Genomic DNA, 12,910 nt, shown 5'->3' with positions numbered 1-12,910 from the left:
TTTATAGACAAAGAAAAAGACTGAACAAAGTTCAGACCTTTTCATGAATACTTGATGTGATTTCATTATCGAGTCAAATCAAGACGTTTACCGATTTTTCCAATAAGAATAGCACCAACAATCAAGGAAGCGAATTCTCCGATAGCAGTTGTAAACCAAGTTAAGAAGAAAGGTGCTTCTGCTACGATATTCAATTCAGCAGCAATGGTAATCATTGAAATTGAAAATAGAATTGAAAAGAAGAAATGATCTTTTCGAATCAATCCATTAAAAAGATAGTCTTTGCTGTATTTGCTGAACAACCATACTCCCAGGCTAAGGAATACCAGTGTAGAACCGCCTCCAACAGCGACATCAATAATTCCAAAACTGAAGAAATTAGCAATCATACATCCAAGAGTAACACCGATGATATACTTAGGATTGTAAAAGGCTAGGAAGTTCATCATTTCAGAAATACGGAACTGATAAGCACCGTAACTGATGGCATTAAGGGGTGGTGTGATTGTCAAAACCACATAAATAGCTACGACAATGGCAATATCTGCCATATCACGGATAGTTAGTTTTTTCATGTTTTCTCCTTTAGCGATTAACCCGCGTAAAATATGCTTGGTGAAAGAAGCTAAGCACCAAGGGTTGAGCAAGCCAACCTTACAAGTATAGCACATTTATGTCCTTTATGCTATACTGTTTTTATGAAAAGATACATAAAAAAATTTTTCGACAATGAAATCCTCTCCTACTTATTTTTTGGAGTTGCAACTACCCTTGTTTCTATCATTGTTCGTATCACTATTTTTTACTTTTGCCAACAAGAATTATGGGCGACTGCTCTGGGAAATATAACTGGAATTTTGTTTGCTTTTTTCACCAACGATACCATTGTTTTTAAACAGAAACGAAAAAATTGGTTCAAGCGTCTGATAAAATTTACGACCGCAAGATTCATAACCTTCCTCTTAGACCTGCTGCTGACCTTTATTTTTGTGACGAGCTTCCCCCATATTATCGGTCAGTTTGTAGGTGATAATCTCAATACTATCAATACAATTGAGACTATTTTTGCACAAGTTACTATCATAGTCCTCAATTACATCTTCAGTAAAGTTTTTGTTTTTAAAAAACACTAGGCATATTTCTTGCATTCAACAGATGATTAAGTTATAATTTAGATTGTAAAATTTCGAAAGGAAATTATGAAAATGTTAAAAGATCTTAAAGAATTTTTGCTCCGTGGTAATGTTGTAGACCTTGCTGTCGGTGTGATCATCGCTTCTGCTTTTGGTGCTATCGTTACTTCATTTGTTAATGATATCATCACTCCACTTCTATTGAACCCTGCCTTGAAAGCTGCGAAAATCGAACGTATTGCTGAACTTTCATGGAATGGGGTTGCTTACGGTAACTTCTTGAGCGCTGTTATCAACTTCCTTGTAGTTGGTACAGTTCTATTCTTTGTGATTAAAGCAATGGAAAAAGCTCAAAATCTTCGTAAAAAAGAAGAAGTCGCTGAAGAGGCACCTGCTGGTCCAACTGAATTGGAAGTTCTTCAAGAAATCAAAGCTCTTCTTGAGAAAAAATAATCATATAGAGGATTCGGTTCAATACTGAATCCTTTTTTTATTCTCCTTTGCTGAGCTTAGAAAAAACTTGAGTTCAGCTCTCTTTTTTGATATAATAATTAAAGTTTCCACCCTTAGTGTAATGGATATCACGTAAGATTCCGGTTCTTGAGATGGGGGTTCGATTCCCTCAGGGTGGATATTTTATAAAGAACTTACCAAAATCTGTAGATAAAGCTGTAAGGATTCAGGCTCCATAATATTTCTAGTGGATAAATTCCCTAAAGATATTATGGAGCCAATTTTATTGTTGAAAAAGGTTTGCTTTTACCTTGGTTTCAGTCTAGATCTTTTTGATAATCGGAAAAGCCTCTGTAAGGACGTCTATCCCAAAATTAATTCCCTGTACTTGGTAGTGATAGATGGGGTCAGGATAAAACTTTTGAACTCTGTTTTTAAGGTGAGTGTCTTTCATTTCAAGTAAAATCCCATCTGATAAATAGGGAATTTCTGGTCCGCTGAGTAAATCTTCTTCTAGTAAATTCAGGTTCCACCCCTCATCAATAGATCTGCAGAAAAGAATCTTACCAAAATCAATACAGTATTTTAACTTTTGATTCTTTAAGCTCTCAAGAAAAATTTGCAGATGATTTTCTTGAGAAAGTTGATACCGTAATTCATACCAATCATACTCTATTTCCTCACCAATATGAACCCACTTCATTTTTAACCAACCTCTTCTATCCTTATATCACTCTCTTGATTTTTATAGAGAACTAAGTCAAAAACTAGATTCTTTGCACAAATACGAAAATGAACCAAGTCTTCTTCAGCAAAAACTCCACCCGCCCTATGAATCACTTCTGTAATTAGGCTACTAGTCTCTAGCTTACAAATAGGCGATTCAAGATCTGACGAACTAGGAATCTGATGAAGAGTATCAAATAAGTCTCTATCTGTGATTTGGTAAAAATGACAGAAGGGAAATTTCAATCTAATCATGTGTTTCTTTCCCTTTAAAGTTATCGTAGAAATCTCGTAATGACTATTTTCACTAAAAGCTGCACTAGCTTCATATTCATCTTCTGGAATATTAGATTTCCACTCTAGCATTAAATCTCTCCCTCCACTATTTTCAATCATCTCATACGCTTTCTCTCTATAAAAATCTAAAGTAGTTTGAAAAACGCACACCTACTTGTTATTGATTTACCGTTAAATCCATCCTTTTTCCTTAAATTCAGCAATACGAGCTAAATCCTCATCTGAAGGTTTATTGGAAACAATTTCTTTTGTAATAACCGAATACTCTTTGTTCCATTTTTTAAGAATTGCAATAATAGAATCTGAAATCCTGATATCTCTTTTCGAAATTGATTCTAAATTCCACTCTTGAATTTCAGAAAGTCCCATAAATTTTGTGATTTCGATCTTAGAAGCTGCATATTCTTTTTTCTTTTTAGCAAAGTAACCATTTCCTGCTATAATATTTAACTTCTTTTCAAATGGTAATTTATTGCCTATATGCTCGATTTTCTCTCGGATTTTATGATCTGATTCATCGATAAAATAGTTAGTTTGCCATTTTTGAGGGAAGATATGCTCGATTTCCCATTTACTTGGTAATAATGAATCCTGATGTTTATAAGCAAGTGTTTTAAGCAACATTCTCACCACATTACGGTGAGGATTTTGGATTCCTGCTTCAAGTTGAGCTTGGTCTAGTTCTTTGAAATCAAATTTAGGAATATCTGATACAACAATTGCTGAATTTAATTTCAAAATATCACCCTTAACAGCATTGATAGTTGGAATAAGAATGTATTTTGTCATTAGTTCAGCGAGTAATTTATTTAAGAATCTTGCAAATTTATCCTCAAAGTTTTTATCCTTACGATAACAAATATAATATATAATCACCGGATATTTCCAGAACTCATTAGGATATGAAGTAAGTGTATCTAATGTTTGTTTTATCTTTATATTTGATGACCAACTCTCATCTTCCAGCACTTCACCTTTATTAATTACTTTCCATAATTCGATCATTACGAATAAATTATCTAATAATTCAGATTGATAAAGGCGTTCAAATTTGTTACTCGAATAGTATTTTCTGACACCAGGTGTAGTACTTTTAGTATCTTTTTCCAAAGCCCTAAGATAGAACATATAGTAATAAAATAATTGTTGGATACTTTCGTTAGCTGCTGTAGCTTGTTCATCAAGCTCTTTCCAGCGTTCAATAAATGTTTCCTTATCTTTTCCCTCAAGATGGTTATAAATCTTAGCTTTAAATATATCAGCATCAGATAGCGGTAAACCTCTGTCATTTAAAGTAGAGAAAATAGTCAATGCTGTATCTTGGGTATCGGCAGTTATTGGTAAAAGAATAGCTTGATTTAATAGGGAATAAATGAACTGATAAATCATTAAGGGATTCTCACTTGAATGTTTATCAAGTAACTCCTGAAAATGAATATAATTTCTAGAATAATTATCTTTAGAATCTTTATTTGCTCTTCCAGTTTCGAGAATTTTACGAAGAATTTCATTACCTTCATTATTAACAACACGTGATGTTAGAAGAGTAGTCTTATAATCAACTGTTCCAGTCAGTTTATTAGTTCGCCAGATTGAAGGTTCAATCTTACCAATAAAATTGTTTGCTTCTGGAGTTCGTTCTGATAATGGAGAATTAAATAGCTTTGTGTAAATCGCTCTTAACAATAAAAACAGAGAGGTAATACGTTGCTGACCATCAATAATTTCCTGTTCACCATTATCATTTTCATACGAAACGATGCTTCCAAGAAAATACGAACCTTCGCGTTCAGTACCCCCATTACTGACGGTAAATTCCCATAAATCTTCAAACAGTGTTTCAACCTGTTCATCGGTCCAAGCATAAGGACGCTGATATTCTGGAATAACAAATGGTTTTGTTCTTCCACTACCAAGTAGTGCTTCAACACTCTGCTTATTAACTTCTATTGTAGTTGGCATCTTAAACCTCCATATTATATTTGCTAAAATACTACATTTTTTATTGATTATTTTGAAAACTATATCAAATCGCTTTAACTAGCAATCCTACACATTCAAAACGAACTTTTAGTAACTATTGCATATCTTCCATGGCTTCTTTCACATATCTTTCTACATCTTCAATCTCTAAAAAAGAAGGATCAAGGTGACACAAAAAGTGCCAATCTTCGGCGCCTCTTTTTCTGTAGACAATCGCTTCACCGTCTTCACTTCCGAAAAAGCTTCTATCGACTTCATATCCGTTGTGATCTAAAAAGTCCTTTGCCTTGTGATAATTTGCTTCTCTAACTTCTACATAGGCTTTCACTTCATCGTTATTAACGATATAGGCATCGATTTTTGAAAATCCTTGGATCACTGTATCGTTTCTAACGGACAGATTTGAAATTTCTTTCCAAATAATGTCCACATTTTCCTCAGAGTTGAACATAAACTTAGAAAAGGGCACAATATTTCCCTTATAGACAATTTCCATATAATCCGGCAAGTGTTTTGGGTTCACATACTCCACCTCAAACCCATCTTCTGTTTCTAAAGTATATCCAGGAATTTGAGCTACAAAAGCTCGTCCATCTTCTAAAGAGTCAAACACGACTAAATCTTTAGAAAAATCATTTTGGTACAATTCTAATATAAGCATTGATAATCCTTTCTAAACTGTCCGTACATTATTTTTTCACCACAGGATACTGACTGGCTAGTCTCCATTATGATATTGAAACTTCTTTCTCCCATCGTCTGAGCACATCTTTTAAAGGCTCATCTAGGTAGGAACAAGCCTTTTCCTTAATCCAATCAGGAATTCCATAAGCCGCTTCTGCTATACTGCCTGTTATTGCAGCCAGAGTATCGCTGTCCCCACCAAGGGAAATCGCATTTCGAATCGCATCTTCGAAGTCTGTACTTTCTAGAAAGGCAATGATTGCCTGAGGGACCGTATTCTGGCAAGTCTCATTAAATCGATAATGAGGGCGAATTTCATCCAGAGTTTTCGATAGGTCATAGCCATACTCTTCCTCTATGTGCTCCTTGATAAGTCTCTTACATTCTGTAGGATTATCGTTGATTGGTTGCTCATAGTCGCCACTATAGCCTCCAAAGTAATAGCGACACATAAAGATAGCATCAGACGTCGCCATAGCTCCTTTGACACCATCTGGATGATTATGAGTCACCTCTGCAGAAAGTCGTGCAAGAGCTCTTCTGGACGGCCAGGCTCCTGTTCTGGCACAGAAACTACAATCCATGACCCAAGCACAAGGAGAAACACGCATGGCTGAGCCATTGCCAAAGCTATTATATGGTTCACGATCGTCGCCATCAACCCAATTACTAAATCTCGCACCGTAACCTGCATCGGGATACATCCTACCATATTTCTTCATGGCGTCAATAAAGTTATCCTTCTGACCGCCATTCATAATGGCTTCTGCAACAGCACAGGTCATAACCGTATCGTCTGTGAAAAAACAATCATCACGAAATAATGGAAAATCTTTCGTTTTAATATTGTCCCATTCATAAACAGAACCTACAATGTCTCCAACAATTGCTCCAAGCATAAGATTCCTCCTAATGTCCAATGTCACATCTATAAATATACTAAAAATCTACTCTACTTTTTTTTAGATCGTACAAAGAGTGATACCACCTCAACGTGTGTTTGCATCTAGCTTTTACTCCTATAAATTCATTAAAGTTAAATTTGGGGTATTAGAGGAATTGAAATATTCTCTTTCTAATCCTATAGATATGCCTATTCTGTTCGAGTTTCAGCTAAATATATTCCCCATTCAGCTAATTCTTCAGGCAAGTCATAAACAGTTTTTCCATTACTTTCATAGATTTCAGAGATTCCTGGTAACGTCTTAGAAAAAGTTTTCCAAGCTGTCACTAGTTCTTCTACAAATTGAATATTATGAGGTTCAAAAAAGTCATTAAATTTCGATAGTTCTTTACTATAAATTGTCACAACATTATAGCTATCAAGCATGATCTCATCATGACTTTTATGCCCACCAAATCCAAACTTACTTAGTCCATCATTAACAAGCAAATCACCGTATCTAATCAACAGTGCTAGGCATTCCTCTCTTGAACAACCATCAATATAATAAACATCCTTATGGGATTCCTTGATAATATTCTTTGCTATTACTTTTTCTCTATCAATACTGACAGGCAATTCCAAAATAAAAAATAAGGGCTCGTCATGAATCGCAATAAAGTGTTGAAAAACCTCTAATATTTTTTCTGCGTGTACATTCGCCATCAAATGATGTTCAGTTAACTTTGTAAATGACTCAAACAGGTTTTCTACCAAGCTAACTCGATGACCTTTTACTAAATTCAACATTATGCGTCCTCCAGAGAATTTAAACAATATTCACATTTATAATTTCATTATACCATTAAACCCCTAAAAAGACTGCAACTTCACAGTCGCAGTCTCTTATAAATCTATCTCAATTCCTTCAAGGAAAGTTATTACAATTTGTCCAGCTTCTGAAATAGATTGATATCATGTCAGACTATAGTATCCAGAAGCCCAACTTGAACTATTACTCTGATTCTTATCCTCTATTCGATTAGAGAAGCTACCTTCACGCTATTCATTATTCCTTTCGTTCACTTTTAAGAGCAGAGAAACACTCTCAGCAGTTCGGACTTACCGTATCATTTCGTCGTTTATGCATCGCTCTACGACAGCTATGCCTTACTTAAATGAAATCCACTCTGACTTTGATAGACAGGTTATATGTTCTGTGCGAAGAACACCTTCCAAAGCACATGGAACGTTCTCTTTTGTATGATGATAACGGAACCCACATTTTTCCTGAACTCTCTTTGACTTTGTATTGCCGTCAAAATAACCGCACCACAATTTCTCCAGATTCAAGTCATCAAATCCATGTCTCATTATCTCACGAACTGCTTCTGGTATCAGACCCTTACCCCAATACGGAACTCCAATCCAGTAGCCAATCTCAGCCTCAGTATCAGGAATGCCTTTATCATTTGCAGAGCCAATCATCAATCCTATGCTCCCCACTTTCTTTTAAAACAATAGCGTATGTCTCAGGCGCGGAAAAATAACTTTTTATAATCTCCCTGCTATTTTCAACGCTAATATGTATAGGCCAACCTGCAATCGGATCCACCTCGGGATCACTGGCATATTGAAATAAATCAGTGGCATCTCTTTCTTCCCATGGGCGAAGAATCATTCTTTCCGTTTCTAAAATCATTTTTTCTCCTTAAATTCCAACTGTTTATTAAATCACTTCAGATGAAAGTTTTTATAGTGTAGTGAACTTAGAGTAGTACGCCTTGGATTCTAAAACATTTATTAGACATTGTTTTGACTTTCCTAACCTCTTTGTTCATATCTTATTTCAATTAACTATACTTTTTTACCAGCAAGCATACGCACTCAGAGGTTTGCTGTTTTCGTATGACTTCGTCGTAAACTCCTTACTCTACGACAGCTATTCCCCAGGGAACCTTCTCGACCTTCTGTCTCAATTTGTCGCATGGACGGACTCAAAAGGTTCAGTGAACTTTTGAGGATTAGTTACACTTCTCTAATAAACTTACCGCTTCAGAATATCGTATATGAACTATATATATCAGCATTTGTTTTTATATAAATTTATATCATGATACATCATTTTATAGATTTAATATCTAGTCAAAACCGCAATAATATCTGATTACTCTTTTTTTTCGAATAATATTTTCTTCAACTCCTCTATAGCCTTATCTAATTCTAAATATTTCATCAATTCCTCTGATGTGAGCTTATCCTTAATTTCAAGTAAATTTTTCTTTGCATTAATCAATTGACTAATTTTCCATATTTCCTTCATCGGCCGTATATCAAACCTAAATGCATTTTTATACATGTATTTACCAATATTTGTATAGAATTCAATACTACCTTCTTTATCTCTGCCTAAATGAGTATCATATTCTTTTAATACAGGATCTACAAAGCCAACCTCTCCATCATTGGGTTTATCTTTATTTTCCGTTGGCCATTTGCCGAGTTTTTTTCTATTGCATGTGAAACAAGAATATACTAAATTGGAATAATCAAGTTTTCTACTTGAATCTATTCTGTCAGGAACGAAATGATCTGGTTCAAAACCTTTTGTTGTAACCTCTTCAGGTTTTCCACAATAACCGCATATATGTTTAAAGTCTTCTCTCAAATGAGGAACATATTTTTTATAGTCATTTTCTTGATTCACATCAATACTTCTACTAATTTCATTTTCTCCATGTATTCGCATAACTTTTACCTGTTTTCGATTTCCTCTACCAAAACATTTACTCTTCCAAGTATTTCATCAATTTTCTGATTAACCTCGCTACTTAAAAGATGAATTGGCAAGTCATCTACTTCACCATATGCACGTAATAATTTATATAAATCTATAAACTGTTCTTCTTCTATTGCTGATATAGAACCATTTTTCTTTGCTTTGAGAAGATTCTCATAGTCGATATGATATTTATGTAACCTAGTTTCAAAAACATCAACAGCCTGTTTGATCTTTCTTACAAACTCTTCTATATCATTTGCAGCTAAAACATTTCTATCTTCAATCAAATTTATAATTACTAAATTTTCATTTATTGATTCTTCAGGGTAATTAGTTAATATTAAGCATGGTAAATCAGGGACTTTCAAATTTATATAAGTAATTAATTCCGTCCCCAAAAACTTAAATTTATTATTAAGTTTATAATCTATAATAAAACATTTAATACCGTTAGATAAAAGCCATTCTATTATTTCTGGCATTTCAGTAATGCCGTCTGGATATAGTAATTCAATATTTTTTCTTGCTAAACGTACTTGATAATCCTCATATGAATCTCGATCATCATCAATAAATCCTATTCTATACATGTCAGTCCTCCACTTCTATTTCTTTATTAATTTTATAGTGGCATAGAATCCAGAAGTATATTTCATATTATCGGATAAATCTATACTTCCATTATAGTCAGCAACCGTTCTATTTATAATCCACATACCCATACCAGTGCCAATAGTTTCTCCCATTTCATTTCTTCTATCACTTTCCATAGGTTCTAATATTTTTCTTGGATTATCTTTATAGGCACGAGATAACCCTCGTCCAGAATCGCTGTATTTGATAATAATTTCTTGTTCTAAGTCAGATACTACGATTTTTATACTCTTATTATCTGAAAAACAGGATTCAAAAGAACTTACACTATTAGCAATCAGATTACTAAAAATGCTTTCAATATCATAAGGAAAACATTTTAATTGTATTTCTGAACCTTGAAATTCTAAAACTATTGAAACGTTTTTAAGTGTTTCTTCCCATGACTTTACCGTTTGTGATATCAGAAAGATTAAATCTGTTTTTTTCATAGTTCTTTTATCACGTGTTACAGAACCTATTGTTACCTTGAACCATGAATTTAATGAATCTCTCATTACATTAGCTTCATTTACATATTTTAACCCATCTTGTAAGTTTCTATCTAATTCCAAAGCTTCTTTAGCCATAACAATCTTTCTGCTTAGCTTATGAGTTATATCTTTAATTTCGTGGACATAAGTGTTAGTAACTATACCAGTTGTAGCTAATGTTCTTAGCAATCTATTCTCATCTTCTAAGTTTTTAATAACTGTATCTTTATGATCTAAAACGGTTTTAGCTTCTTCTGGATCTATAAAACTTTTAGCAGATTCTGATTTTTGATTGAGTTCACTGCTATCATCTAAAAATTTCTTATCTTCTCTAGCAGCCTTTGCTTCTTCTGCTTTCTTATTAATTTCAGCTTGTATCCTTGCAGCTTCCATTATTTTATCATAGCGAGCATCTAACTTACGAAAGACATATTGCCTATCTTTTTCAAATTCCTGAATCACATTAATTAAAAATTCTTTTAATAATACAAATTCCTTTGTTTCTACAATACCTTCTCTATTAGATTGGTCTGGTAATGTAATATTCATGCGAGAAATAAAAATTGATCCAATTATTTGATCAGTATTAACCCTCCACGCACCTGTTTGATGTGAAGGTGCAGCAGGAGATTTGTTTTTTCTACCAGCTAATAACAGCCAGTCATAATCAGATGTTTTGGGTTCTCCATAAGGTCTCACTCTAAAACTATCTCTATATATTTTTATTCCCCCAAAAATATCCCTCTTATTATTACGATTATTCGACAATTTATAGAAATATTTTTCAGCATCTGTTTTTGAAGAAGTCACTTTTTCAAAATACAAAACTCCGGAAAATTCACCTATTGTATTTTTAAACTGCTCCCCACGTTTTGGTAGCATATGTGCAAAGTTTGTTTCTATACAAATATATTTGCCTTTAAAATACTGTTCATCTTCTGAAGTAAATTCAGCTTGTGTAATTATTTCATCAAATCTATCACCAAAGTCAAATTCATTTCTATGTATCTCAATATAAGTTTTTCCATCTTTCAGAACATTAAATTTAATTTTATAATCATAAGAAAAAGCATTCTCAACATCTAATACATCAGCATCTTCACTTGAGTTTTGTTCATCAAAGAAATATACTTGAAATTCACTTTTCATTTCATATGGTATTAATGTTATTAAATCGTCCTTGATTTTTTTTATAACATTATCATTCCATGAGTCTCTTAAAGAAGTTAACTTAAAAATAGTTCCCGTGTTTTTTAAATTATTTAATATTATATTTTTCACTTCGTAATTAATAACTTCATCAAGAAACCCATCTATTGATACAGTTGGTTCATACAAATCTGCTGTTACATCTGTAATATTATCACTCTTTGAAAAATCCTCCCAATCAACCTTCCAAATTAACTTTCCTTCCACAGAAACAGTAAACATTTCACATGTATCAGATATCCTATCTAAAGCAAACCTTCCAATTCCTTTTGCTCCAGTTTGTATTCGACCTGATTTGCTAATAAATCTATCCTTTTTTGTCGATCTTCCAATAGTCATCCAGTGTTTTATAATGACATCCTTTGTCATACCACAACCATTGTCTGCGATATATAGCGAATTAGTTGTTTTTTCATAATATAAGACACAAATCGTAGCATCCGCATCATATGTGTTTTTAACTAATTCAATTATAGCACCGTTTAATTTTGATACATTTTCCCGTCCTATTAAACGAGCTGTATAAGCATCTACATTGAATGATATCTTCTCCATGGTAATTTCTCTTCCTAATCCAAAGTATATTCAAAATTCATAACATCTCTTGCTGTAATCCTCATTGTTGTTCCACTAGCATTAATCCCTATATCATAAACATAATTTAAAAATTCATCACTTTTCAAAATCTTTTCTGCAATTTCTAATGACAAATCTCCTTTTTGATATATACATATCCCTGAATAAGGTACTTGATTTTTAGTAATGTGATGTATTTTAACTTTTTCTGTTATCAAAGTAGATAACAATAATTTTTCTTGATTAAGATGGCTTAATGCTTGTGATCTTCCAAACTCGAACCATTGTGCATTTTTATCTTTATCACGCTTATTTAATCTTTCACTAAAGGATTTTAAATAGTTGTACACTCCTGGAAATTGTTGTATAAACTCTGATTCTTCAAAGCGCAATATACTATTATTTTCTCCATATGAGTATGGAAAAATCAAAAATTCTTTTCGGGCATACTGCAATGATCTTGGACTAACGGCTTCTCTTAATACCGATTTTTCAATTTTATACCCATTAACCAATATATGTTCATTATATTCTTCATATTTTTTTATTATAAATACTTCATTTAATAACGTAGCAATCGAACACATTGCATTAAAATCATCACCAAATTTTCTTTTTGCCTTTTTTTTAACTACTTCTTTTTTTCTAAAAATCCACTTATTTGTTAAACTATTTTTATGCAATGTTATTTCTCGGTTTTTTACCTTATTTACATATTGAATATCGTTATTGTTCTGTGTGCCATTACAAATAATAATAGCAGAAGAAATTAATTTATTTTCAAAGAGTTTTTCTGTTGTATAATCAATTATTACTGACAAATGAGGTAACATAAAGATACGTAATCTATCTGCAAATCTATTTTTAAAAATGTTGTTAGGTATCAGATAAGCTAATTTACCATCATCAGCTAATAGCTTTATAGACATTTCAATAAAAGCATAATAATAATCTGGTTTCCCATCTGAACACACTATAAAATTCTTTTTAATGAAAGATCTTGTAGTTTTATTTAAATCTGAATATGTTATATACGGAGGGTTTCCTATAATAAAAT

General features: G+C 32.9%; 13 protein-coding genes, 1 tRNA gene, 1 pseudogene and 1 riboswitch. Of the genes and pseudogenes, 3 read left to right on the top strand and 12 right to left on the bottom strand.

Annotated features, from left to right (window positions below):
• Positions 1-65 precede the first annotated feature (65 nt).
• The gene (locus GEZ89_RS07120; protein ID WP_153225508.1) at positions 66-575 is read right to left on the bottom strand and encodes a QueT transporter family protein; all 510 of its coding nucleotides are present in this window, start codon (positions 573-575) and stop codon (positions 66-68) included.
• A riboswitch (PreQ1 riboswitch) is annotated at positions 573-670 on the bottom strand. (Overlaps the previous gene by 3 nt.)
• A gap of 28 nt (positions 671-698) precedes the next feature.
• Here GEZ89_RS07120 and GEZ89_RS07115 point away from each other — a divergent pair.
• The 3 genes from GEZ89_RS07115 (at position 699) to GEZ89_RS07105 (ending at position 1,765) form a co-directional block, all read left to right on the top strand.
• A complete protein-coding gene (locus tag GEZ89_RS07115) occupies positions 699-1,133 on the top strand; it encodes a GtrA family protein (protein ID WP_153225507.1) in 435 nt (144 codons plus the stop codon).
• Between the two features lie 72 nt (positions 1,134-1,205).
• Complete coding sequence (mscL, locus tag GEZ89_RS07110; protein ID WP_045763279.1) at positions 1,206-1,586, top strand: large conductance mechanosensitive channel protein MscL; 381 nt, start codon at positions 1,206-1,208, stop codon at positions 1,584-1,586.
• Between the two features lie 107 nt (positions 1,587-1,693).
• Positions 1,694-1,765 (top strand) — tRNA-Arg (locus GEZ89_RS07105).
• Positions 1,766-1,908: 143 nt separating this feature from the next.
• Here the strand turns inward: GEZ89_RS07105 and GEZ89_RS07100 are convergent.
• The 11 genes and pseudogenes from GEZ89_RS07100 to GEZ89_RS07050 form a co-directional block, all read right to left on the bottom strand.
• On the bottom strand, positions 1,909-2,289 hold the full coding sequence (locus GEZ89_RS07100; RefSeq protein ID WP_153225506.1) for a hypothetical protein: 381 nt from the start codon (positions 2,287-2,289) through the stop codon (positions 1,909-1,911).
• A 2-nt stretch (positions 2,290-2,291) separates the two neighbouring features.
• On the bottom strand, positions 2,292-2,708 hold the full coding sequence (locus GEZ89_RS07095; RefSeq protein WP_228113877.1) for a hypothetical protein: 417 nt from the start codon (positions 2,706-2,708) through the stop codon (positions 2,292-2,294).
• A 72-nt stretch (positions 2,709-2,780) separates the two neighbouring features.
• Positions 2,781-4,571, bottom strand: a complete 1,791-nt coding sequence (locus tag GEZ89_RS07090; protein ID WP_153225505.1) for a DUF262 domain-containing protein — start codon at positions 4,569-4,571, stop codon at positions 2,781-2,783.
• A gap of 115 nt (positions 4,572-4,686) precedes the next feature.
• Positions 4,687-5,253, bottom strand: coding sequence for a hypothetical protein (locus GEZ89_RS07085; protein WP_153225504.1), 567 nt, complete (start codon positions 5,251-5,253; stop codon positions 4,687-4,689).
• 67 nt (positions 5,254-5,320) lie between these two features.
• On the bottom strand, positions 5,321-6,175 hold the full coding sequence (locus GEZ89_RS07080) for an ADP-ribosylglycohydrolase family protein (RefSeq protein WP_153225503.1): 855 nt from the start codon (positions 6,173-6,175) through the stop codon (positions 5,321-5,323).
• Positions 6,176-6,369: 194 nt separating this feature from the next.
• Positions 6,370-6,969, bottom strand: a complete 600-nt coding sequence (locus GEZ89_RS07075; RefSeq protein ID WP_153225502.1) for a hypothetical protein — start codon at positions 6,967-6,969, stop codon at positions 6,370-6,372.
• Between the two features lie 360 nt (positions 6,970-7,329).
• Positions 7,330-7,861: pseudogene (locus GEZ89_RS07070) on the bottom strand (GNAT family N-acetyltransferase).
• 465 nt (positions 7,862-8,326) lie between these two features.
• Entirely contained in the window at positions 8,327-8,908 is a 582-nt protein-coding gene (locus GEZ89_RS07065; protein ID WP_153225501.1) for an HNH endonuclease, read from the bottom strand.
• A 5-nt stretch (positions 8,909-8,913) separates the two neighbouring features.
• Positions 8,914-9,531 carry a chemotaxis protein gene (locus GEZ89_RS07060; RefSeq protein ID WP_153225500.1) on the bottom strand — a complete coding sequence of 206 codons (618 nt, stop codon included), beginning with the start codon at positions 9,529-9,531 and terminating at the stop codon, positions 8,914-8,916.
• 15 nt (positions 9,532-9,546) lie between these two features.
• A complete protein-coding gene (locus GEZ89_RS07055; protein WP_153225499.1) occupies positions 9,547-11,832 on the bottom strand; it encodes an ATP-binding protein in 2,286 nt (761 codons plus the stop codon).
• A 14-nt stretch (positions 11,833-11,846) separates the two neighbouring features.
• The coding region (locus GEZ89_RS07050) for an Eco57I restriction-modification methylase domain-containing protein (RefSeq protein WP_153225498.1) at positions 11,847-12,910 on the bottom strand (1,064 nt) is incomplete at its 5' end.

Origin of the sequence: Streptococcus mitis (assembly GCF_009496285.1) — a bacterium.
GTDB classification, from domain to species: Bacteria; Bacillota; Bacilli; order Lactobacillales; family Streptococcaceae; genus Streptococcus; species Streptococcus mitis_BP.
The sequence above is the reverse complement of the archived record's forward strand: the minus strand, read 5'-3'. Positions and strand labels throughout refer to the sequence as shown.

Bases quoted from the DNA above. Each gene is read 5' to 3' on its own strand.
- GEZ89_RS07080 (WP_153225503.1), bottom strand. From the start codon at position 6,175: ATGCTTGGAGCAATTGTTGGAGACATTGTAGGTTCTGTTTATGAATGG.
- GEZ89_RS07095 (WP_228113877.1), bottom strand. From the start codon at position 2,708: ATGATTGAAAATAGTGGAGGGAGAGATTTAATGCTAGAGTGGAAATCT.
- GEZ89_RS07085 (WP_153225504.1), bottom strand. From the start codon at position 5,253: ATGCTTATATTAGAATTGTACCAAAATGATTTTTCTAAAGATTTAGTC.
- GEZ89_RS07065 (WP_153225501.1), bottom strand. From the start codon at position 8,908: ATGCGAATACATGGAGAAAATGAAATTAGTAGAAGTATTGATGTGAAT.
- GEZ89_RS07115 (WP_153225507.1), top strand. From the start codon at position 699: ATGAAAAGATACATAAAAAAATTTTTCGACAATGAAATCCTCTCCTAC.
- GEZ89_RS07090 (WP_153225505.1), bottom strand. From the start codon at position 4,571: ATGCCAACTACAATAGAAGTTAATAAGCAGAGTGTTGAAGCACTACTT.
- GEZ89_RS07075 (WP_153225502.1), bottom strand. From the start codon at position 6,969: ATGTTGAATTTAGTAAAAGGTCATCGAGTTAGCTTGGTAGAAAACCTG.
- GEZ89_RS07120 (WP_153225508.1), bottom strand. From the start codon at position 575: ATGAAAAAACTAACTATCCGTGATATGGCAGATATTGCCATTGTCGTA.
- GEZ89_RS07100 (WP_153225506.1), bottom strand. From the start codon at position 2,289: ATGAAGTGGGTTCATATTGGTGAGGAAATAGAGTATGATTGGTATGAA.
- GEZ89_RS07060 (WP_153225500.1), bottom strand. From the start codon at position 9,531: ATGTATAGAATAGGATTTATTGATGATGATCGAGATTCATATGAGGAT.
- GEZ89_RS07055 (WP_153225499.1), bottom strand. From the start codon at position 11,832: ATGGAGAAGATATCATTCAATGTAGATGCTTATACAGCTCGTTTAATA.
- mscL (WP_045763279.1), top strand. From the start codon at position 1,206: ATGTTAAAAGATCTTAAAGAATTTTTGCTCCGTGGTAATGTTGTAGAC.